General features: G+C 59.2%; 20 protein-coding genes. 12 read left to right on the top strand and 8 right to left on the bottom strand.

The features are described 5' to 3' along the window. The first annotated feature begins 148 nt into the window (after positions 1-148). Positions 149-622: a glycine zipper domain-containing protein gene (locus ACI2KS_RS18395; RefSeq protein ID WP_404622402.1), complete on the top strand. Its 474-nt coding sequence runs from the start codon at positions 149-151 to the stop codon at positions 620-622. A 60-nt stretch (positions 623-682) separates the two neighbouring features. Here the strand turns inward: ACI2KS_RS18395 and ACI2KS_RS18390 are convergent, their stop codons facing one another. After that, positions 683-1111: an acyl-CoA thioesterase gene (locus tag ACI2KS_RS18390; RefSeq protein ID WP_404622401.1), complete on the bottom strand. Its 429-nt coding sequence runs from the start codon at positions 1109-1111 to the stop codon at positions 683-685. A gap of 278 nt (positions 1112-1389) precedes the next feature. Between ACI2KS_RS18390 and ACI2KS_RS18385 the strand changes: the two genes are divergently transcribed. Continuing rightward, the gene (locus ACI2KS_RS18385; RefSeq protein WP_404622512.1) at positions 1390-1473 is read left to right on the top strand and encodes a transposase; all 84 of its coding nucleotides are present in this window, start codon (positions 1390-1392) and stop codon (positions 1471-1473) included. 205 nt (positions 1474-1678) lie between these two features. Here ACI2KS_RS18385 and ACI2KS_RS18380 read toward each other — a convergent pair whose 3' ends face one another. Beyond that, entirely contained in the window at positions 1679-2644 is a 966-nt protein-coding gene (locus tag ACI2KS_RS18380; protein ID WP_404622400.1) for an alpha/beta hydrolase family protein, read from the bottom strand. Positions 2645-2745: 101 nt separating this feature from the next. Here ACI2KS_RS18380 and ACI2KS_RS18375 point away from each other — a divergent pair, with 101 nt between their 5' ends. Beyond that, the gene (locus ACI2KS_RS18375) at positions 2746-3651 is read left to right on the top strand and encodes an AraC family transcriptional regulator (RefSeq protein WP_404622399.1); all 906 of its coding nucleotides are present in this window, start codon (positions 2746-2748) and stop codon (positions 3649-3651) included. A gap of 506 nt (positions 3652-4157) precedes the next feature. Here the strand turns inward: ACI2KS_RS18375 and ACI2KS_RS18370 are convergent. Beyond that, positions 4158-6104, bottom strand: a complete 1947-nt coding sequence (locus tag ACI2KS_RS18370) for an ATP-dependent DNA helicase RecQ (protein ID WP_404622398.1) — start codon at positions 6102-6104, stop codon at positions 4158-4160. 234 nt (positions 6105-6338) lie between these two features. On the opposite strand from ACI2KS_RS18370, the gene ACI2KS_RS18365 reads away from it, so the two are divergent. From ACI2KS_RS18365 to ACI2KS_RS18355, 3 genes are all read left to right on the top strand, one after another. Next, a complete protein-coding gene (locus ACI2KS_RS18365; RefSeq protein WP_404622397.1) occupies positions 6339-7148 on the top strand; it encodes a hypothetical protein in 810 nt (269 codons plus the stop codon). Between the two features lie 117 nt (positions 7149-7265). Continuing rightward, positions 7266-7973, top strand: a complete 708-nt coding sequence (locus tag ACI2KS_RS18360; RefSeq protein WP_404622396.1) for a hypothetical protein — start codon at positions 7266-7268, stop codon at positions 7971-7973. A 96-nt stretch (positions 7974-8069) separates the two neighbouring features. Next, positions 8070-8786 carry a hypothetical protein gene (locus ACI2KS_RS18355; protein WP_404622395.1) on the top strand — a complete coding sequence of 239 codons (717 nt, stop codon included), beginning with the start codon at positions 8070-8072 and terminating at the stop codon, positions 8784-8786. Between the two features lie 477 nt (positions 8787-9263). On the opposite strand, the gene ACI2KS_RS18350 is transcribed toward ACI2KS_RS18355, so the two are convergent. Beyond that, the gene (locus tag ACI2KS_RS18350; protein WP_404622394.1) at positions 9264-10808 is read right to left on the bottom strand and encodes a phosphoenolpyruvate carboxykinase; all 1545 of its coding nucleotides are present in this window, start codon (positions 10806-10808) and stop codon (positions 9264-9266) included. Positions 10809-11000: 192 nt separating this feature from the next. After that, entirely contained in the window at positions 11001-11903 is a 903-nt protein-coding gene (gene hslO, locus ACI2KS_RS18345; RefSeq protein ID WP_404622393.1) for an Hsp33 family molecular chaperone HslO, read from the bottom strand. Between the two features lie 88 nt (positions 11904-11991). Here hslO and ACI2KS_RS18340 point away from each other — a divergent pair, with 88 nt between their 5' ends. Further along, entirely contained in the window at positions 11992-12801 is an 810-nt protein-coding gene (locus tag ACI2KS_RS18340; RefSeq protein ID WP_404622392.1) for a phosphatase PAP2 family protein, read from the top strand. A gap of 81 nt (positions 12802-12882) precedes the next feature. Here ACI2KS_RS18340 and ACI2KS_RS18335 read toward each other — a convergent pair whose 3' ends face one another. Beyond that, positions 12883-13284 carry an RNA-binding S4 domain-containing protein gene (locus ACI2KS_RS18335; RefSeq protein ID WP_404622391.1) on the bottom strand — a complete coding sequence of 134 codons (402 nt, stop codon included), beginning with the start codon at positions 13282-13284 and terminating at the stop codon, positions 12883-12885. A gap of 120 nt (positions 13285-13404) precedes the next feature. On the opposite strand from ACI2KS_RS18335, the gene ACI2KS_RS18330 reads away from it, so the two are divergent. Genes ACI2KS_RS18330 through rimK form a run of 3 tightly spaced genes read left to right on the top strand, consistent with a single transcriptional unit; the run spans position 13405 to position 15579 of the window. Further along, complete coding sequence (locus tag ACI2KS_RS18330; RefSeq protein ID WP_404622390.1) at positions 13405-14178, top strand: EAL domain-containing protein; 774 nt, start codon at positions 13405-13407, stop codon at positions 14176-14178. A 43-nt stretch (positions 14179-14221) separates the two neighbouring features. Then, positions 14222-14677, top strand: a complete 456-nt coding sequence (locus tag ACI2KS_RS18325) for an ATP-dependent zinc protease (RefSeq protein ID WP_404622511.1) — start codon at positions 14222-14224, stop codon at positions 14675-14677. Beyond that, on the top strand, positions 14674-15579 hold the full coding sequence (gene rimK / locus ACI2KS_RS18320; RefSeq protein ID WP_404622389.1) for a 30S ribosomal protein S6--L-glutamate ligase: 906 nt from the start codon (positions 14674-14676) through the stop codon (positions 15577-15579). The genes ACI2KS_RS18325 and rimK overlap by 4 nt, the downstream gene beginning before the upstream one ends. A 279-nt stretch (positions 15580-15858) precedes the next feature. On the opposite strand, the gene ACI2KS_RS18315 is transcribed toward rimK, so the two are convergent. Continuing rightward, positions 15859-17172 (bottom strand): ATP-binding protein, encoded by a 1314-nt coding sequence (locus ACI2KS_RS18315; RefSeq protein ID WP_404622388.1) that lies wholly within the window; start codon positions 17170-17172, stop codon positions 15859-15861. 164 nt (positions 17173-17336) lie between these two features. After that, on the bottom strand, positions 17337-18077 hold the full coding sequence (gene ompR / locus ACI2KS_RS18310) for a two-component system response regulator OmpR (protein WP_404622387.1): 741 nt from the start codon (positions 18075-18077) through the stop codon (positions 17337-17339). A gap of 283 nt (positions 18078-18360) precedes the next feature. On the opposite strand from ompR, the gene ACI2KS_RS18305 reads away from it, so the two are divergent. Together ACI2KS_RS18305 and ACI2KS_RS18300 are read left to right on the top strand one after the other, a co-directional pair. Then, positions 18361-20685: a Tex family protein gene (locus tag ACI2KS_RS18305; protein WP_404622386.1), complete on the top strand. Its 2325-nt coding sequence runs from the start codon at positions 18361-18363 to the stop codon at positions 20683-20685. After that, the gene (locus ACI2KS_RS18300; RefSeq protein WP_404622385.1) at positions 20685-21068 is read left to right on the top strand and encodes a PaaI family thioesterase; all 384 of its coding nucleotides are present in this window, start codon (positions 20685-20687) and stop codon (positions 21066-21068) included. Before ACI2KS_RS18305 ends, ACI2KS_RS18300 begins: the two co-directional genes overlap by 1 nt. Positions 21069-21237: the final 169 nt, after the last annotated feature.

Raw genomic sequence — 21237 nt, 5'->3', positions numbered from 1 at the left:
ATTTATGACTCACCAAACCCACTTAAGTTCCCATTCAAAAACAGTAACTTAGCGTTTTGTATACAAGTCGTGTTATTCGTCGGATTTAGATTGTGACATTTTCTACATAATTGCAGGATCGCGCCGTCATCCCTACGAGCATCCATACATGAAGTATTCCTCGATTCTGTTGTTGACTCTCTCCCTGGCCAGCGGTATCGCCTCAGCTGGCGACAACGTGACGGCTGGTGTAGGCGGCGCATTGGGTGGGGTACTGGGTTCTGTCGTTGGCCAACAAATCGGTGGCAGCACCGGCTCTGCAATTGGTGCAGGCCTGGGTGGTGCGGCCGGTGGCGCAGTGGGTGCGAACAAGCACAACCGCGCTGAAGCGGCCATTGGCGGTGGTCTCGGCGCCGCAGGTGGTAACGTCATCGGCCGCAGCGTCGGTGGCAGCACAGGCAGCCTGATCGGCGCAGCCGCAGGTGGCGGCGCCGGTGGCGCACTGGGTAACTACATGGGCGAGCAGAGTCGTCGTGACGACGATAACCGCCGTGGCTATCGTGGCGATCGCCGTGACTATCACCACGGTCGTGGCCACGCCTATGGTCACCGCAAGCATGGTCGCGACTGGCACCACCGCTGAGTCCAGCCTGCTTCTTCCGAATCAAACTACCGGCCGCCGATAACGCGGCCGGTTGTCGTTTCAGACCATCAACCGTTCCATCGCCAGACGCAGGTCGGCGGGAATCGACACCGGCTGATTCGATGCCCGCTCCACAAACACATGCACGAACCGTCCGGCCGCGCACGCCTGCTCCTCGCCTGCCTTGAACACCGCCAATTCGTACTGCACCGAGCTGTTACCCAGCTTGCCGACCCGCAGACCGATTTCGATCAGGTCCGGGTAGGCAATCGACGCAAAGTAGTCGCAGGATGAACTGACCACAAACCCCACCACCTCGCCGTCGTGGATGTCCAGGCCGCCATGCTCGATCAGGTAGCTGTTCACGGCGCTGTCGAAAAAGCTGTAATAGGTGACATTGTTCACGTGCCCATAGATGTCATTGTCATGCCAGCGCGTGGTGATGGGATGGAAATGGCGATAGTCGTTGCGTGGGTGGGTCTGACTCATGTTGCCTCCTGGCTGCTTCTGATCCTGGTCTGACGACACGTCGCTTACGGACGTGCATGTCCTTTGTCACTGCGCCTATCTCTGTACTTGGCCTTGTTCCTGCCCCTGTAGCAGTCCGGCTGTAACCGTCCGGCAAAGTCACCTACCCGATCCTCACAATAAGGGCGATGTTCTCCACTTAAAAGTACCTGGACACCATTGCCCTTATCTTCAGGATTGCCCTGCGCCAAAGAACCTCTTACCCCAACCCCCTTAAAGCCCAGATTGTCTAGGAATGCCTGCAACCCGGCGCAACCCTAGCCAGCGTTGCCCAGCGCCACGGCATCAACGCCAACTTGGTTCGAAAGTGGATACCTGTTTAACGCGATTCCCTGGCGCCGACGCTGCCCGCTTTCGTTCCGATGAAACTACCATCCCCAGCAAGGCCCGATCAGCAAAATCGATGGGTGCCTGACTGATCGGTGCAATTTATGGCCGCTAGCCGCTTACCGACGAGGAGCGGGTCTCGGTCAACTTCGGAACAACGTCAGTCCCGATCGGCCAGAAGCATCCATTCTATTTCAATAACTAGCGGTGTTCGATGTGCCCCAACGCACTAGCGTGCAGGGCCAACGCTGTGCATGCCGACTGCCACGCTGAATCGTCGCTGTACAGCTCAGAGCGTAGATACGCCCATGCTAGGCGTTGCACAGCTGCCAGACGATCAGGGTTTTCGTCTTGGGTCTCCGCAGCGTCGTAGCCAGCAATCCCCCCCAGTCCGTGCTTACCATCAATCAGTGTCAGCAAGCTTTTGGTTCCCGGACTCCGGTGATAGGGATCGGCATGCCAGTCGGCACCGCGGATAGTTAAGTGCGGGGAGACGTCATTATCCCCCACTACGACCAACGCGGACGTATGCATATGCGCGAAATCAAGGCCCAACGCTGGATAGTGCGCTGCGGCAAACTCGCTTAGATCCTTCCCGCCGCTACCCGGAGGGGCAAGTAATACACCCGCCTTGATACGACGATCACTCATGTCAGTGCCCGCGCCATCAATCTCAGGGTCGCTCACTCGTGCCCCTAACAGCAGACCTATAGTATGACCGCCCAACGAGTGACCTACTGCGCCAACCTTACTGTGATCAATGCGCCCGGCAAGGAACGGCACCTGCGTTTCGATATCGTCTAGACGATCCAGGATGAGCGTCATATCTTCAGTCCGTGAGCGCCAGAACAATGGCCCTCCGGGTGCTTCGGCATCCAGCCCAGCAACCTTGGAATTCAAATGGGTAGGTTGGATGACAACGAAGCCGTGCTCGGCAAGGAAGTTGACCAGCGGGCCATAGCCATCCTTGGAGGGCAAGTAAAGTGATGGGCCATGCCCATGGGAGAGAAGGATGACAGCTAGACCATCGCCAGTAATGGGGGCCGTCACCCGCAACTCAAGAGGAAGTAAGCGAGTATCCGAGGGTAGCGTGACTTGGCTAATGGAAACCGCTGGTACGGTCTGATTGACGGGGATATGGCGGGCCATATTTATCAGGTTGTTCATAAACTCACTCCACACATACGAATTGACAGTGGGCCAAGATATACGCGCGGCTCTGGACTGACTATCATAGTGAGTCCACATAAAATCTCCCATAGTCCAAAATGACCGATCCCCTGGCCGAACTCGTCTCCCTGCTACAACCTTCAATCGCTTACTCAAAGATGATCACCGCCGCCGGCGCATGGCGGGTCAGCCGCTCCGAATCCGGACAGCCATTTTATTGCGCAGTGCTAGCCGGCGAGTGCTGGCTGGCGGTGGAGGGGTACGCTCCCAAATTGCTGCAACGCGACGATTTTGTACTTATTCCTGCGGCATACGACTTCAGGATGTACAGCATGGAACCGGTCTCGGTCGATGCTGTGGACACTGTGCCCGTCGAGCTGCGGCCCAGTGAGTACCACCTCGGCCCTGAGGGGGCCACTGTCGCCTTACGTATGGTGGTTGGTCACTGCTCATTTGCTTCCGCTGATGCGGATCTACTGGTATCGCTGCTACCTCAGGTGCTGCACGTGCGCGCAAATCCCAGGCTTGCCATCGTGGTGCAACTGGTAGGTGATGAGTTCTCTGAGTTGCGTCCGGTTCGTCATACTGTATTGGCAAGACTTATGGATGTGATTTTCATTGAAGCCCTGCGTTCCACAGTCATAAGCACGTACGCGCCGGGATTTCTGTGCGGCTTGGGTGACGAGCGCGTGGCCATGGCCCTGCGCAAATTACACGAAGACCCGGCACGGGCTTGGTCGGTGGCGCAACTGGCAAAAGAGGCTGCACTCTCCCGATCAGGTTTTTTCGAGCGCTTCAACCGTGTGATGGGTGTATCGCCCATGGCTTACCTCTTGACTTGGCGCATGGCGCTGGCCAAACAGTGGTTATGTCAAGGCAAAATGGCTGTTAGCGAGGTGGCGCAGCGTACAGGTTATGGTTCGTCGAGCACCTTTACCGTTGCGTTCATTCGACATACGGGGGTTTCACCGACTAGGTATGGGAGAACGAAGGCGCAGTTATAGCGGCTGGGTAGCTTGATGGTTCGTTCCTCCTGGCGCATCTGTGTAGCGATGCGAAGTCTCGATGTCCGGTGGGATCCCCTACCGATGCTCCATCCGGTAGCGGCACGCCCTCTACCCAAAATGTCTGCAACTCTAAAATTGACAGCGAGCGACTGCTCGAAGCGTGAGCAGATACCGGACGGAGCCGATGCAGAGCAACGGCGAGCTTCCACCATAGGAGGTCGCGGAGTAGATCCAAAACGTTAGGAGATACTACGCGCAGGTTCCTACGGTTGATTGGGTTGCGGTCAACACTGCGTTACCACCTAGGGGAGGCACCCGAATACCTCAGGGACGTGCTGACCCGGATGCCGATGCCAGTTCTAATTTTGCCGATAAGTGGCATTGAACAGTTGCTACCGCATAACCGGCGCCAACTAACCATGCAAGGTGGGTTCGTCTGACGCTTACGTCCGGCTTGCCAGCGGTAGCGGTTCAGAACTCGCCATCCCCGGCATGTCGTGCAGCTACTGATGCGCGAGCGGGTCGCCATGGCGCTGGACCCATTCGCGTACCTCTGCGTACCGATAATCCTCAAGCGCTGCAAAGCCTGCGATATTCCGCGCCTTGAGTTTGGTGAACAACGGCACGCTGATCCCGCAGAGAAACCGGGTCAGGCATTCGGCGCTGGGCTCAGCGCCACGGGCTTGGCGATGTTTGTTGATGAACTCACCGCACATCCCGTCGAAGTCCTGTTGATCGAGCGCAACCAGCGCAGGCGCTTCAGGCAGATGCGCAACCTGGCCGGAGCATACCGAACAGTGTCCACAGCGCTCAGGAGCCCGGTTATCGCCGAAGTACTGCGCCAGCCGGTGGCTCAGGCACTGCTCGCTAGCAAACAGAGCCAGCATGGCGTGAATGCGCGCTACCTCGGTGGTCTCGTGGTGCACAAAGTAATCGTGCAGCTCCTCGCTTAAAGCCTGCGGATCGAAATCCGTCGCCTGCAAGCTGTACACCTCAGTCATCTGCTTGCTTTCAAGCTCGATCCAGCCCTTCTCCTGAAAGAAATCCAGCGCCGTCACTACACGCGCACGTTCAGCCTGATATAGCTGGTACATCGCCTCGAAGTTGACCGTGGCCCAGGTTCTCGCGCGGCTGGAAGTCTCGACCAACGCCTGCACGAATTGTTGACGCTCGCCCTGGAATTGCTGCACCAGCGTTTGCGGCTCTATCAGGTATTTGAAGCGATATTCGGCAAAGTACGAATAACGCGGGGCGATGATCCCGCGCAGCTCAAGCTGCACCAGCAGGGTCTTGAGCGGCAGTTGGCGAATGTTGCTCAAGTCCGAAAGCGGCAACAGCAGAAACTCCCACTGCCCCTCGCTGCGAGCGCCGAGCAGATCATCGAGCACCCGGCGAATGCCTTCGCACTCCGGCGTGTCGCCATACACGAAGTTCTCCAGGACGTTGAGGCTGTCACGGTTGGCCAGCACCAGACACTGCGAAACGGCACCGTCGCGTCCCGCCCGACCGATCTCCTGGCTGTAGTTTTCGATGGATTTGGGCAGGTCGAAATGCACGACGTTGCGGATATCGCTCTTGTCGATGCCCATGCCGAACGCGATGGTGGCGACGATGCAGTTCAGTCGCCCGTCCATGAACTGGCGCTGAATCGACTCGCGCTTATCGTGAGGCAGACCCGCGTGATAGGCCTGGGCCGGCAGTCCGTTTTGCGCCAGGTGTGCGGCGACGAACTCCGCCGTTTTCTGCAGCGTGACATACACAATGCTCGGCTGGCCGGCGCGCTCGCCAAGCCACTGCACCAGACGGCGACGCTTGTCACGGCCCGGCGTGGGCTCGACCAGCAGCGTAAGGTTTGGCCGATAAAAGCCTGTGGTCACCACATCGTGCGGGGCAATGGCGAACTTGCTCTGCATGTCGGCGATCACCTGCGGCGTGGCGGTGGCCGTCAGCAACAATGCTTGTGGGATATTAAACTCGCGCTGGTAGTCCGGAAGCTTGAGGTAATCCGGCCGGAAGTTATGCCCCCACTCGGAGATACAGTGCGCCTCATCGACCACCAGCAAGGAAATCGGCACCTGAGTGATGAAATGCCGGAAGCGTTCATTTTTCAGGCGCTCGACCGAAATCATCAGGATTTTCAACTCGCCCGAACGCGCGCGGGCCATGACGTCGGCGACATCCTCGCGGCTTTGCGCTGAATCTATGCTGGCGGCAGCGATGCCATGACGTTGCAGGAACGCCAGTTGGTCCTGGATGAGTGCCAATAACGGCGAAACCACCAGCGTCAGATGCGGCAGCAACAACGCTGGCAGTTGGTAGCACAGCGACTTGCCGGAGCCTGTCGGAAAAATCGCTGCTGCGGACCGGCCCGCCAGAACCGCGCTGATCGCGGCCTCTTGTCCGAGACGAAACTGCCGATAACCGAAAACCTGCTCAAGAGTTTGATGCATTGGCTGCCACTCCATGGGCCGTCGAAAGGTGCTGACCTTAACGCGGCGGGTTCGGGCGCAATACCCCTGAACCATTACAGAAATGCCAAACAGCATACATCCCGGACACGGTATCGATACGCAGTACTAGCAAAACAGCATTGCGGCGTTTAACCTCGCCGCCCGATACATCCACGCCCCCCCTCCGGACACACCCAAGAACGTCCGAGAACCGCGGCAGGCCAAGGAGAGGCAATGCAATCCACACAACCGCCCAAGGACGACGGGCAAATCGTCATGCAACGTCTGACACCCGATCAGTTTGACGTCGTACTCGGCTCGCATCCCGCCAAACGAAATGTCCCACCGTCTACAAAGAGCTGGCCCCTCAGCAGTGTGGTCATTTGTCTGGCGCTGCTGGCGACGATTATCTATCTCGCGTTTCAGATGTTTCATACGCCAAAGATCGCCCAGGTTTCCATCGCCCCGCCGCCGGTCATTGAAACCATCAGCGAGCAACCGACCCTGAGCCCTGTACCCGACATTCGCACGACGGAACAGGTGGTCTACGTTGCACCCAAGCTGGAAACAGCCCAGCCAGTGGCCGCCAAACCGCTGGATGACTGCCTGAAAGAAGGCAACGTAATCGATCGCGAGGTCATCGACTGCCGCTTCGGCGAAGCCCAGCCGGCGGACTACAACGCCCCTCGCCCGCAAGGCATGGTATCCGACCGCTATATGGCGCAATACAAATCAACCGCCCCCCGACCCAAGGCCGAAACTGGCCGGCGCTATGAAGTGGCCGGAGTGTTCATCCGCGAAATCGACGGCCGCAACCGCTACGAAGCCCGCTACCGGATCTACAACAACCACATCGAAACCAGCAGCGTCTGCATGAACTTCCAGAGCGACAGCGTCGAGTACCGCGAATGCCGCCGCGCCGCCGCCCCGTACTTCAAGGACATGTGCAGCGACTGGAGCAAACGCCTGGCCAAAGACAAGGACGAAAAGATCAAGCTGGCCCAGGAACAGTACTGCGAGGCAGCGCGCACGTACCAGCCGTGAAGCACGGCAAACCTGACGCAAAACCGTCTGCTGGCGGCAGCGTTTTGGGGAGCGTCAGCGCTGGCAAGCTGGCGTAGGAAAGGAGAAAAAAATGCGTGTCTCGCTGGAGTCAATTTCATGAATCGTGACCAGGACGACTGGAACCGGCGCGAGCATCTCACCCCGGATGACGATGAGATCGCTCCGCGCGCCCGACGTCGTGGGCCAGTCGCAAGTTCGAGTCTCTATCGCAACGTCGTCATCACCATTGCGTTGCTCTGCTCTGGTGCCTATCTGGCCACTCAGTATTTGGGCCAAAAGAAACCGGGATCACCCTACCCGCCGACGACCAACCAGACACGCGCGCTCGCACCACCGCTGCAAGAAGTACGTCCTCCTTCCGAGGCGCGTGCCGCTACGACACAGCCGCTGGCAGACTGCATCAAGGATGGAAATCTAATCGATGAAAGCGTGGTCCGGTGCCGCTTTGGTCGACATCCGCAACCCCGTGAAGGCTTACAAGCCCAGGGCATGGTTTCAGACGCCTACATGGCACGCTTCAAGTCGGAGCAGCCACAGACTCAGAAAAGCCATGAGCAATTCTCGGAAAACCAACTCATCCAGCAATGGGACGGTCGCGGTTGGTACACCGCCCGGTGGCAAGTGTTGGACAACCAGATCGACAGCACCAGCGTATGCGCCAACTATCGGCGGGGTTCCATTGAGTTCCGTGAGTGTCGCAAAGGCGCGAAGATCTGGTTCAAGGAACAATGCCGACGTGGTGGGACTGAGTCGTCCCATCAGCGATATTGCAGCGCGGCAAGCAGCTTCAATCCGATGAGTTAGTAGTTTTTCTACCCCCAGCACCGACAAAAACCGATTCTGACGGTCATACCTTGCGCCAAGCAGAGGCTTTCACGCCGATCACTTCAGGAATCCGTCATGACCCAAGCACGCTATTTACCCTTCTTGCTCATCGCCCTGGTCGCTACCCTTGCTGGCTGCGGCGACAAGGATGCGGCGAAGCCCGGCACCGCCGCCGCTGACGCGCGTGGCCTGTCGAAGTCGATGACGGTGGATGTCAGCGGTGCCTTGAATCTGCATTACGAGGCCAAGGGTGATGCCGTCGCGGTCGGCTTTCTGCCCGGCAAACTGCCGGGTGCCAACTGGCTGACCCTGAGCGCGGATCAGGAAGCCGAGGGCGATCGCAACGAGGTGAGCATCGGGCCGATCATGGGTTTCTCATTCGACAACCCGGACCAGGAAAAGCAGGCCATCATGTTCCAGGGCGGCCGCGTGGAAGTTGCGCACGACGAAAACAGCGCCTCGTATGACACCGGCTCGTACTATCAATATTTCGACGCTGACAAAAGCGGCGCCAACAGCAACGTCCAGCTCAACTTCAGCAAGATTGAAAAACTCGAGTCCAGCAACAAACTGCTGGACCGCTATCGCCTCGTCGGCACCTTCAAGTTCAACGCCGCGCTTTCTCCCGAACAACCCAGTGACGACTGCACAAAGGAAGCCGCCGCGTACGCCGCGCAACACGGCGAACGCCACCCGGGCTTTGACGCGAAGCTGTGTGAGGCGAAAAGCGTGGTCGCCAAGGGCAGCTTCGACATTACCCAGGATTTTCCGGCGACCAACAAGGCGGGCTGACGCCTTATCCGCTCTCTGAAAGATGCGGTTTTCAGGTAAGCCTGCGCTTCTGATTTTGCCCGCAGGGCGCAGGAGCAAGCTTGTCTCTGAGCGCATCCGGACGGTCTGGCGCCTAGCGGGAGCAAACCCGGTCCATGCGCCTACAGGTATTTCAACCCGGAGGGGTATGACCTCCTCAAATGGCGGCGGCCGAAGGATCGACGGGGGAGCATTCCCCTTACCCTGGCCATGCTGCATCACGCGATTGAAACTCGTCGTTGGACACCGCAGAACTTGAAGCCTTGAATGCCTAGACCATCAAAGAATTTCTCGACATCGGAACGATCAGCCTCCGATCATTACGGTTTGTAGCCGTCCGGCTTGCCGGCGGCGGACTCACGATCACTATCGCTGGCAAGCCGGACGGCTCCAGAGCAGCAACCGACAGCCATAAAAAAACCGCCCCGAAGGGCGGTTTCTTTTCAGCAGAACCCAGTCTTACAACTTGGGACCCGCTGCCTTGATCGCGTCGCTGACTTCAAACTTCTTGAAGTTCTCGATGAACAGACCGGCCAGTGCTTTTGCCGCATCGTCGTACGCTGCTTTGTCAGCCCAGGTGTTGCGTGGGTTGAGCAATGCGGTGTCGACGCCAGGTACCAGCTTCGGTACGTCCAGGTTCACGGTGTCCAGGTGTTCGGTTTCTGCACCGATCAACGCGCCGCTCTGAATGGCTGCGATGACGCCACGGGTGGTCGGGATGTTGAAGCGTTTGCCGACACCGTAGCCACCGCCGGTCCAGCCGGTGTTGACCAGGTAAACCTTGGAGCCGAAGCCGCGGATGCGCTTGATCAGCAGCTCTGCGTACTCGCCAGCCGGACGCGGGAAGAACGGCGCGCCGAAGCAGGTGGAGAAGGTCGACTTGATGCCGCTGCCCGAACCCATTTCAGTGGAGCCCACCAGCGCGGTGTAGCCCGACAGGAAGTGGTAGGCCGCTTGCTCTTCGCTGAGGATCGAGACTGGCGGCAGTACGCCGGTCAGGTCGCAGGTCAGGAAGATCACAGCGTTTGGCTCGCCACCGAGGTTTTTCGGCGCGCGTTTTTCAATCAGTTCACGCGGGTAGGCTGCGCGGCTGTTCTGGGTCAGGCTGCTGTCGGCGTAGTCGGCTGTCTTGGTGACGGGATCCAGGACGACGTTTTCCAGTACGGCGCCGTGCTGAATGGCTTTCCAGATGACAGGCTCGTTTTTCTCGGACAGATCGATGCACTTGGCATAGCAACCGCCTTCGATGTTAAACACCACGCCCACGCCCCAGCCGTGTTCGTCGTCGCCGATCAGGTAACGGCTTTCGTCAGCAGACAGAGTGGTCTTGCCAGTGCCGGACAGGCCGAAGAACAGCGTTACATCGCCGTCTTCGCCCATGTTGGCCGCACAGTGCATGGGCAGAACGTCGGCCGCTGGCAGCAGGAAGTTCTGTACCGAGAACATGGCTTTCTTCATTTCGCCGGCGTAGCGCATACCAGCGATCAGCACTTTCTTGGCTGCGAAGTTGATGATCACGGTGCCGTCGGAATTGGTGCCGTCACGCTCTGGCTCACAGACGAACCAAGGGGCGTTCATGACTTGCCACTCTTGCTTGCCGCCTTCGTTGTAGTGCTCGGGGTTGATGAACAGGCAACGGCCGAACAGGTTGTGCCATGCGGTTTCGGTGGTCATCTTGACCGGCAGGTAGTGCGCCGGGTCAGAGCCTACGTGCACGTGGGAGACAAAACGCTCGCGCTCGCCCAGATAGGCAGCAACGCGGTCCCACAAGGCGTCGAATTTATCAGCAGGGAATTTGCGGTTGATCGGGCCCCAGGCGATTGCGGCCTGAGTAGTCGGCTCTTCGACGATGAAACGGTCAACTGGCGAACGACCGGTGCGATGGCCGGTTTCGACGACGAGTGCGCCGGTATCGGACAGTACGCCTTCTTCGCGTTTGAGGGCTTCTTTAACCAGATCGTCAACACTGAGATCGGTGTAAACGGCGTTATTGGCTTGCGTCATGAGATTCCCCGTCGGCCCGCTGGCCGAGTGCTCCAAACGTTTTGTAGTAGAAAAACCCACACTACTACAGCTAAAAAGTGGGCCGGATTATGCCAGAAACGCCCAGAAAAGGTAGGGCCCTCCTGTCAGAACTACATAATGAAGAACCAAGCCCGCCGGGCGGAAACCATTCAGCCCGGCGTTCGCACTACATCAATGACGGGTGTCCGAAGGGGTGTCGACCCCGCCGCCTGCGAACAGCTGCGCTACATCGGTTGCGTCGAAAAGGTAGCGCTGGTTGCAGAACTGGCAATCGATCTCAATGCTGCCGTTGTGCTCGATCACCAACTGCTGTGCATCTTCCAGGCCAAGGCTGACCAGCGCATTGGCGGAGCGCTCGCGCGAGCAGCTGCAACGGAACACCAAAGGCTGAATATCGAACATGCGCACGGCGTCTTCATGGAACAGACGATGCAACACGGTTTCGTTGCTCAGGCTCAGCAATTCTTCGGCGGTCAGGGTGTCAACCAGAGTGTTGACGTGCTGCCAGCTGGCTTCGCGCTCTTCTGGATCGGTCAGGCGCGCCGCTGGTAACTGTTGGAGCAGCAGGCCGCGGGCGCGTTTGCCGTCGGCTTTGATCCAGAATCGTGTAGGCAACTGCTCGGACATCACGAAGTAACTGGACAGGCAAGCCGAGAGATCGACGCCATCGAGGCCGACGATGCCTTGATAGCGCTTGCCCTGACGCGGGTCGATGGTCATGGTCAGATCGCCGTCGGGCATCAGCTGTTGCAGCGTAGCGTCCGGGGTGATGAGGCTCTCGTCATAACGAGCGATCCCGCGAAGCTCACGCTCGCTGGAGCACTCGACCATCAACAGCGTTACCGGCCCGAGCGAGCGTGCCTGCAACACCAGCAAGCCGTCGAACTTGAGGGTGCCGACCAGCAAGGCCGCAGAGGCGAGCATCTCGCCGAGCAATTGCGCGACCGGCTCCGGGTAGGGATGCTTGGCGAGCACCTCGGCGTAACTGCGCTCCAGCGCTACAAGCTCTCCGCGCACGTCGCTCTCGTCGAAGATGAAACGTTGGGTGTAATCGATATCCGGGAAATCATGCATAAGAGAAAGGTATCTGAAGTAATGACAAAGTGATGACAAGCGCTTATAAAACGCGGTTTATGCACTGCCATGCCGATGGGGGCATTTTATGGACTATCCCGCGCTGTTCCAACCCAAGTGGAACGCCAAAAAATTCTTGCTGTGTAATCTGCTGGCGCTGGCGCTGCTGCTGGTGTGGATCTGGCCTGCGGGTCATGCCGTTTTCACCCAATTCGACGAGTGGTTTTTCCATCTGCTCAACCGCCCGCTGCTGCAAAGCAAAGTGTGGCTGTGGATCTGGACTGTTGCCAGTATGCGCCCCTTCGATATCGTGGTCGGCCTCATCCTGCTGGTGCTGCTGATCAAGGGCGACTGGGTGTTCAAGGCAGTGCAGACCCGGGCGGCCTTGATCGGCTTTGTGCTGACGCTGATTGTACTGCTGATCATTCGCACGGTTTTCTCGAAGATCATCGATCAGACTTCCCTGCAGCATGACAGTGCTTCGGTGGTTATTGCCGACGCCATCAAACTCAGCGATCTGTTCCCCGGCCTTGATAAGAAGTGGCAGCTCAAGGACAGCTCCAGCCAGAGTTTCCCCGGCGACCATGCCTCGGTATTGCTGATCTGGGCGATGTTCATGAGCGTATTCAGCCGCACAGCGGGCCAACGCGTGATTATCTGGGCGCTGGCCTTCCTGTTCATGATGCCGCGCCTGGTCGCCGGTGCGCACTGGGGCCAGGACGACTACATCGGCGGCGTGATGATCGCCTTGCTCGCCCTTGGCTGGAGTTGCTACACGCCGTTCGTCGCCGTGATTACCCGGTTTCTTTTGCGCATCACCGCGCCGATCTTCAATCTGTTCGGTCGACTGCCGCTGATTGGTCGCCTGAGCATCATGAAGCCGGGTGCGCGAGACTGACGCGTTAACACTGTGGGAGCCAGCAAGCCGGCTCCCACGGCCTGAGACAGTTCTTCCATGCAGCCAGCAATCGAGCGGCGCTCAGTCATCCCCCGAATGAAACTGAAACAACTGTCGCCGCTGCTTTTTGGTCGGTTTGCCGTCGGTGGTCACGCCCAGGCTTCCGGCCTTGCGCATCTGGGCGGCCTGTTCGCGCCTGGCCAGGCTTTCCGGCGTTTCGCTGTAAAGCAACTGGGCTTCAGGGGCACCTCGTCGAACGATGGACAAAGCCTGAACCACCACCGTACGCTCGTCGAATCCGGCCCGGATCTGAAACTCGTCACCCACCCGAGGTTCCTTGCCCGGCTTGCAACGTTCGCCACGGCAATGCACCTTACCGCTTTCGATGGCCGCTTTGGCCAACGCACGGGTTTTGAAGAAACGCGCTGCCCATAGCCATTTATCCAGACGAACCTTGTCGTCCTCGTCTGACTTTTGTGTCATCTGAATTCCTCGATCTGCGGATAGTCAGAACTTTACTACGCAACGCAGAGCACGCAGTAATCCGAACCCTTGTTTAGAATGCCCGCCAAGACAAATGGCGCCTTACCCATGGAGTGCGTTGTGACAGATTTTCCGACTTCATTGACGGGCGGCTGCGCGGGCTGCAAAAACGCACCGGAGCTGAACTTCGACTTTTCTTTCGCCTACCAGCCCATCGTGGACCTGCGGGATCAATCGATCTTCGCCCACGAAGCGCTGGTTCGCGGTGTCAACGGAGAAGGCGCTCAGTCGGTGCTTGAGCGCATCAATGATCAGAACCGCTACCGGTTCGATCAATTGTGCCGAACCCGGGCAATTTCAACTGCCGCCCAGCTGGGCATGCGCGAGCACCTTTCAATCAACTTCCTGCCCAACGCGGTCTACCGTCCCGAGTTGTGCATCCGCAGCACCCTGGAAGCGGCCCGCGCCCACAATTTTCCGCTCGATCGGCTGATCTTCGAGACAGTCGAGAGCGAGCAACTGGACAACAACCTGCACCTCACTCATATCCTGCGTGAATACCGTGAATTCGGGTTCAAGACCGCCATCGATGATTTTGGCGCAGGCTACGCCGGATTGACGCTGCTGGCGGACTTTCAGCCGGACCTGATCAAGCTCGACATGGCGCTGGTACGAGATGTGCACCGTGATCGCGTGCGTCAGGCTATCGTGCGAGGGGTTGTCACAATGTGTACGGAGTTGGGCGTTACAGTCGTGGCTGAAGGCATCGAGCATGCCGAAGAACGCGACTTTCTTGCCGACTGTGGAATCTATCTGATGCAAGGCTACTGGTTCGCCAAACCTGCATTCAAAGCGCTGGCCCAGGTGCCCCCGGGTGCTTGGCAAAACGCATGAACCGTACGGAATCGCTTTGAAAACATTCGACCATCTCACAGTCATCGGCCTTCGCGAATGGGTGGCGCTGCCCAATCTGGGAGTGGCCGGTCTGCGCGCGAAGATCGACACCGGGGCCAGCACGTCAAGCCTGCATGCCACGGAAATCGAGCCCTTCGAGCGTGACGGTGAAAAGTGGGTGCGCTTCAACGCGCATCTGGGGACCGTCGTGCAGCTGCGGCATCGCCGTTGTGAGGCTCAGCTGGTCGCGATGAAAACCATCAAGAGCTCAAACGGGCATTCACAGGTGCGTTACGTGATTCGTACGACGCTGGCGCTGGGTGATCGCGTCTGGCCGGTGGAATTCACCCTGGCCTGCCGCAAGGCCATGCGTTATCGATTGTTGTTGGGCTCCAAAGCTCTGGTTGACGGCCAATTGGTGGTCAATCCGGGCATTACATACGTTCAGGACAAGCCGGCATTCCCGGCTTCTAATTCCTCTGTCACAGGTGTTGCATGAAGATCGCTGTGCTTTCGCGAAACCCGCGTCTGTATTCAACTCGTCGCCTGGTCGAAGCGGGTATCGAGCGTGGTCACGAGGTCGTGGTGATCGATACCCTGCGCGCCTATATGAACATTGCCAGTCATAAGCCGCAGATTCACTATCGAGGAAAACCACTGGAAGGCTTCGACGCGGTCATCCCGCGAATTGGCGCTTCGGTGACCTTCTACGGCTGCGCTGTATTGCGCCAGTTCGAAATGATGGGGGTGTTCCCGCTCAATGAGTCGGTCGCCATTGCCCGCTCCCGGGACAAGCTGCGCTCGCTGCAATTGCTGTCGCGACGCGGTATTGGCCTGCCCGTCACAGGCTTCGCCCACTCACCGGACGATATCCCCGACCTGATCCAGATGGTCAATGGCGCCCCGCTGGTGATCAAGGTGCTCGAAGGCACCCAGGGCATCGGCGTGGTGCTGTGTGAAACCGCAACCGCGGCAGAGTCCGTGATCGAAGCGTTCATGGGGCTCAAGCAGGACATCATGGTGCAGGAGTACATCAAGGAAGCGGGCGGTGCGGACATCCGCTGTTTCGTGGTGGGCGACAAGGTCATCGCCTCGATGATGCGCCAGGCCAAGCCAGGCGAATTTCGCTCCAACCTGCATCGTGGCGGCACCGCCAGCTTGATCAAGATCACCCCTGAAGAACGCATGACTGCGATCCGTGCCGCCAAGGTCATGGGCCTAAGCGTGGCCGGGGTGGATATCCTGCGCTCCAATCACGGGCCATTGGTGATGGAGGTGAACTCATCCCCAGGTCTTGAAGGCATCGAAACCACAACCGGCAAGGACGTGGCGGGGATGATCATCCAGTACATCGAGAAAAATGGCGGGCCGCACATGACGCGGACCAAGGGCAAGGGTTGACGGGATAACCGAGCGATAACACCCAGCTTCTCCGGCAGCCAGAATACAAAAGCGGAGCGGCGATTCCTGCCGTCTGTGTTTCTGCCCGGCAGCGCGTGGAAGTCCGGCTTGCCGACGATCTGCCGGGAACGGCAGCAAACTCCAAAAGCACGGTGCCGGGGACGACCTGTGCGTATGGTTTTGCTACCGCGTCGCGCTAGATCGCGAGCAAGCTGCGCTCCTACGGCCTGCGGCCAGAATCAAAAGCAGATTTTCAGTGGATCGATGTCCTGCGCTCCATCAGTCCGCGTCCCTGGGCAACATCAGCCCCAGTGGCAATCGCACTCTGGCCTCAAGCCCCCCACCCGAACGGTTGCGCAGTTCGACGTTGCCGCCGTGCATCGAGGCGATGCGCTTGACGATCGCCAGCCCCAGCCCGGTGCCTTTGCCGCTGCGTGCGCGGTCTCCGCGGATGAATGGGTTGAAGATGCCTTCCAGCTCTGACGGATCGATGCCCATGCCGCGGTCCAGCACACTCAGCACCACATAGGGCGCGCCGCTGTCGCCGGAGACATAGGCGGCAACTTCCACTCCATCGCCGGCGTGGTGCATGGCGTTGCCGATGAGGTTGTTGAGCAGGCGTTTCATGGAGACCCGCCGCAAAGGGAATGGAGGAATCGACTCCAGGCACAGCCGCACCTGTTCCTGCGGGTTGTTGTACGGAGCCACGACCTCGTGAACCAGTTCAACCAGGTCGACCTCCTCGACCTCTTCATCACGCCCGTCGCGAATGAACGCCAGGAACTGATCGAGAATCGCGTCCATGTCCTCGATGTCTCGCACCATCCCGTCCATGAACTCATTGTTGGCTGGCATCAGCTCCAGTGACAAACGCAAGCGCGTCAGCGGCGTGCGCAGGTCATGGGATACGCCAGCCAGCATCAATTCGCGCTCCTGCCCCGCCTGCTCGACGTCTTCGGCCATCTGGTTGAAGGCGCGGTACACCTCGGTCATTTCACTGGGGGTGTCGCTGACCGGCAAACGCACACTGCGCCCTTGCCCCAGTTGGCGGGCGGCGAAGACCAGACGCTTGAGTGGCTGATTGAGCTGACTGACGAAAATCCATGCCGATGCCGTGGACAGCAGCCCGATCGCCAGGAACCAGCCCAGCACGCTCCAGATCTTCTGCCCGCGCAGAGGATGCGGATAGAGAGGGACTTTCAGCCAGCCGTCCCCAAGGCTGGGTGCCCGCACCCACAATGCCGGTGGCGCATGGACGCGCAGTCGAACTTCGGTGTCGGCGCCTAGTTCGGCCTGCATCTGCCGCTGGTAGATTTCCGAGTACGGCCAATGTTGCTCGCCCTCCGGTACGCCGCCTCCCACCACGCGGATCAAGCCCGCTGCGTCGGCAATGGTCTGTCGGTCGCTTTCGTCGGCTGCCCAGTACGCCCGCAAGGTCAACGCCACACCGTGGCTGTACTGGCGGTCCACCAGCACGTCCTCGTTCATCAGCAGATAAACCAGGGTCAGGGCCTTGGAAAACAGCACGACAATGAGCACCAGCCACAAGGTGCGGGAAAAAAAGCTTTGCGGGAACCAGAGCGGTGTCTTCATAACAGCAGCTACACACTTTGCAGGAGCGAGCCAGGCTCGCGAAATTTCGCGGATAGCAAGAGACAGCAAAACCAGTCACCCCGATAGCTCCATTCCGGAGAATCAGGGTGACTGGTTAGCGTAGGCAGCATGCAATGCGCCTGGCATGCTGCCTGTCGACCTGGCTAAGACTTGCCGGTACCGTCCGGTACAAATACGTAACCCACGCCCCAGACTGTCTGGATGTAGCGTGGTTTGGCAGGATCTACCTCGATCATGCGACGCAGACGCGAGATCTGCACGTCGATGGAGCGCTCCAGGGCATCCCATTCACGACCACGGGCAAGGTTCATCAATTTGTCACGAGTGAGCGGTTCGCGCGCGTGCATCACCAAAGCCTTGAGAACCGCGAACTCACCGGTGGTCAGCATATCGACCTTGTCGCCCTTCTTGAGCTCGCGGGTTGCCAGGGACAGTTCATAGTCGCCGAAGGTGACGGTCTCGTCTTCACTGGCAGGTGCGCCAGGAACGGGGGTCGTCTGGCGACGCAGGACCGCTTTGACACGAGCCATCAGCTCGTCGGGATTGAAGGGTTTGGCCAGGTAGTCGTCAGCGCCCAACTCCAGACCCTTGATGCGGCTCAGCTCATCACCCTTGGCGGTGAGCATGATGATCGGCACTGTGTTGTTCGAGGCGCGCAGCCTTCTGCAGGCGGACAAACCGTCCTCGCCAGGCAGCATCAGATCCAGCACCACGAGGTTGAATACTTCGCGAGCCAGCAGTCGGTCCATTTGCTCCACGTTGGCCACAGCCCGGGCGCGATAGCCCTTGCTGGTGAAAAAGCGTTCCAGCAGGCTGCTCAAGCCCGGGTCATCGTCAACGATGAGAATTTTTTCGCCTTCAGCCGTTTGTGCAGTGCTGCTCATTGGATGCTCCTTTGATCTCGGCGCGCATTATGGCGTAGCTGCTGTGATGCGCACCGTGTGCATTGTTAGCAGATTTTTCCTGAGCCGCCACTGGCGCGCTTCCTTGCGCCTTTGCGAACCCCGGGCTTTGGTTCAAGGGGCCGGTTCTGCGGGCAACTGACAGGGCGATCCCCTAATCGAAGTCCACTGGGTATAATGCGCCGCCCTCAAAGTCAGGCAACACCTGCTCAAGGCGGTTCGCCAGCAGCCGGATTTTTTGCACACATATTTGCCAGGTGGTTTTATGGACAGTATCAACAGCCGCATCGCCGAGGAACTCGGTGTCCGCCCGCAACAGGTCGAAGCGGCCGTCGCGCTACTGGATGAAGGCTCCACGGTGCCCTTCATCGCTCGCTACCGTAAAGAAGTGACTGGCAGCCTCGATGACACGCAACTGCGTCATCTGGAAGAGCGCCTGCGCTACCTGCGCGAGCTCGACGAGCGTCGCATCAGCATCCTTGCCAGTATTGAAGAGCAAGGCAAGCTGACCCCGGAACTGGCCCGCGACATCAAGCTCGCCGACACCAAGACCCGCCTCGAAGATCTCTATCTGCCTTACAAGCAAAAGCGCCGCACCAAGGGCCAGATTGCCCTGGAAGCCGGCCTGGGCGAGCTGGCTGACGCCCTGTTCAACGACCCGAGCCTTACTCCCGAAGCTGAAGCTGCGCGTTTCATTGACGCCGAAAAAGGCTTCGCCGACCTCAAGGCCGTGCTCGAAGGCGCTAAATATATCCTCATGGAGCGCTTCGCCGAAGACGCCACGCTGCTGGAGAAACTGCGCAGTTTCCTCAAGCATGAGGCCGTGATCAGCGCACGCGTAGTGGCCGGCAAGGAAGAAGAAGGCGCGAAATTCCGCGATTACTTCGAACACGACGAGCCACTCAAGAGCATGCCGTCGCACCGCGCCCTGGCCATTTTCCGGGGCCGCAACGAAGGCATTCTGAGCTCTGCATTGAAAGTCGGTGAGGAACTGCCCGGCACCTTGCATCCGTGCGAGATGATGATCAGCGAGCGTTTCGGCCTGCAGAATCGCAACCGTGCGGCAGACAAATGGCTGGGCGAAGTGGTGCGCTGGACCTGGAAGGTCAAGCTCTACTCGCACCTGGAAACCGACCTGCTGGGTGAGCTGCGCGAAGGTGCGGAAGCCGAAGCGATCAACGTGTTCGCCCACAACCTGCACGACCTGCTGCTGGCCGCCCCCGCTGGCCCGCGCGCTACCCTGGGCCTGGACCCGGGCCTGCGCACCGGCTGCAAGGTCGCCGTGGTCGACACCACAGGCAAGTTGCTGGACTACGCAACGGTCTATCCGCATGTGCCGAAAAACCAGTGGGATCAGACCATCGCCGTTCTGGCCGCTCTCTGTGCCAAGCATTCGGTCGATCTGATCGCTATCGGCAACGGCACCGCCAGTCGCGAAACCGACAAGCTGGCCGCCGATCTGATCAAAAAATACCCAGGCCTGAAAATGACCAAGGTCATGGTCTCCGAGGCAGGCGCTTCGGTGTATTCGGCGTCTGAACTGGCAGCCAAGGAATTCCCGGATCTGGACGTATCGATCCGTGGCGCGGTATCCATCGCCCGCCGCCTGCAGGATCCGCTGGCGGAGCTGGTGAAGATCGATCCGAAATCCATCGGCGTCGGCCAGTACCAGCACGACGTGTCCCAACTCAAACTGGCGCGCGGCCTGGATGCCGTTGTAGAAGATTGCGTGAACGCCGTCGGCGTCGATGTGAACACCGCTTCGGTCGCGCTGCTGGCACGGATTTCCGGCCTCAACACTACCCTGGCGCAAAACATCGTCAGCCACCGTGACGAGAACGGCGCCTTCAAGACCCGCGCAGGGCTGAAGAAAGTCGCTCGCCTGGGCGAAAAGACCTTCGAGCAGGCCGCAGGCTTTCTGCGCGTGATGAACGGCGACAACCCGCTGGATTCGTCCGCCGTTCACCCGGAAGCGTATCCGTTGGTGCAGCGCATCGCCGCCGAGACCGACCGCGACATCCGCTCGCTGATCGGCGACGCCGGCTTTCTCAAGCGCCTGGACCCCAAGAAGTTCACTGACGAGACTTTTGGTCTGCCCACCGTGACCGACATCCTTCAAGAACTCGAAAAACCTGGTCGTGACCCGCGTCCGGAGTTCAAGACGGCCGAATTTCAGGACGGCGTCGAAGACCTCAAGGATCTGCAATTGGGCATGATTCTGGAGGGCGTGGTGACCAACGTCACCAACTTTGGCGCGTTCGTCGACATCGGCGTGCATCAGGACGGTTTGGTGCATATCTCCGCGCTTTCGGAGAAGTTCATCAAAGACCCACGTGAAGCGGTGAAGGCCGGTGATGTGGTCAAGGTCAAGGTCATGGAGGTCGACATTCCGCGCAAACGCGTGGGGCTGTCGATGCGCATGAGCGATACGCCGGGCGAGAAGATCGACGGCGCCCGTGGCGCGCGTCCTGGCGCGGCCCCTCGCCAGCAACAGAGCAGCGCCCCACGCAATGAAACCGCGCCGGCGGCTGCCGCCAACAACGCCATGGCCTCGCTGTTCGCCAACGCCAAGCAACTGAAGAAGCGCTGATGGATATCCCGGACGATCTGACGCAAAGCAATTACTTCAAGACCCTGGGCTGTCGCGTCTTGCGACTGGATGCGGGTGTTGCCGAGGTCGCGCTGGCGCTGGAGCCGCACCTGCGCAATCGCGGCAACGTGATGCACGGCGGGGCGTTGTTCAGCCTGGTCGATATCACCATGGGCCTGGCCTGCTCCAGCTCCCATGGCTTCGATCAACGCAGCGTGACCGTGGAGTGCAAGATCAATTACGTTCGTGCCGTGGCCGATGGCGAAGTCACCTGCGTCAGTACCGTGCTGCATGCCGGTCGGCGCACGCTGGTGGTCGAAGCCGAAGTGCGCCAGGACGACAAGCTGGTCGCTAAAGCGCAAGGCACGTTCGCCATCGTCTAGCTGTCCGATGGGGATATGGGTTAATTTCGGCATTGTGTATCAGTGTCGAAATTTTCTGATTTTCTTGTAAGAACCATCAGCGACGGGCATCGGCGTTCGGACCAAAGACGAGGCGAAAACGCCAGTTCCTTTCTTCACCCTTGTAGACCGCCATATCGCCCCCATATAG

The sequence above is a fragment of the Pseudomonas sp. NPDC087358 genome, assembly GCF_044900785.1.
GTDB lineage: Bacteria > Pseudomonadota > Gammaproteobacteria > Pseudomonadales > Pseudomonadaceae > Aquipseudomonas.
Note: the sequence above shows the minus strand (reverse complement) of the source record. Positions and strands in the feature narration are given on the sequence as shown.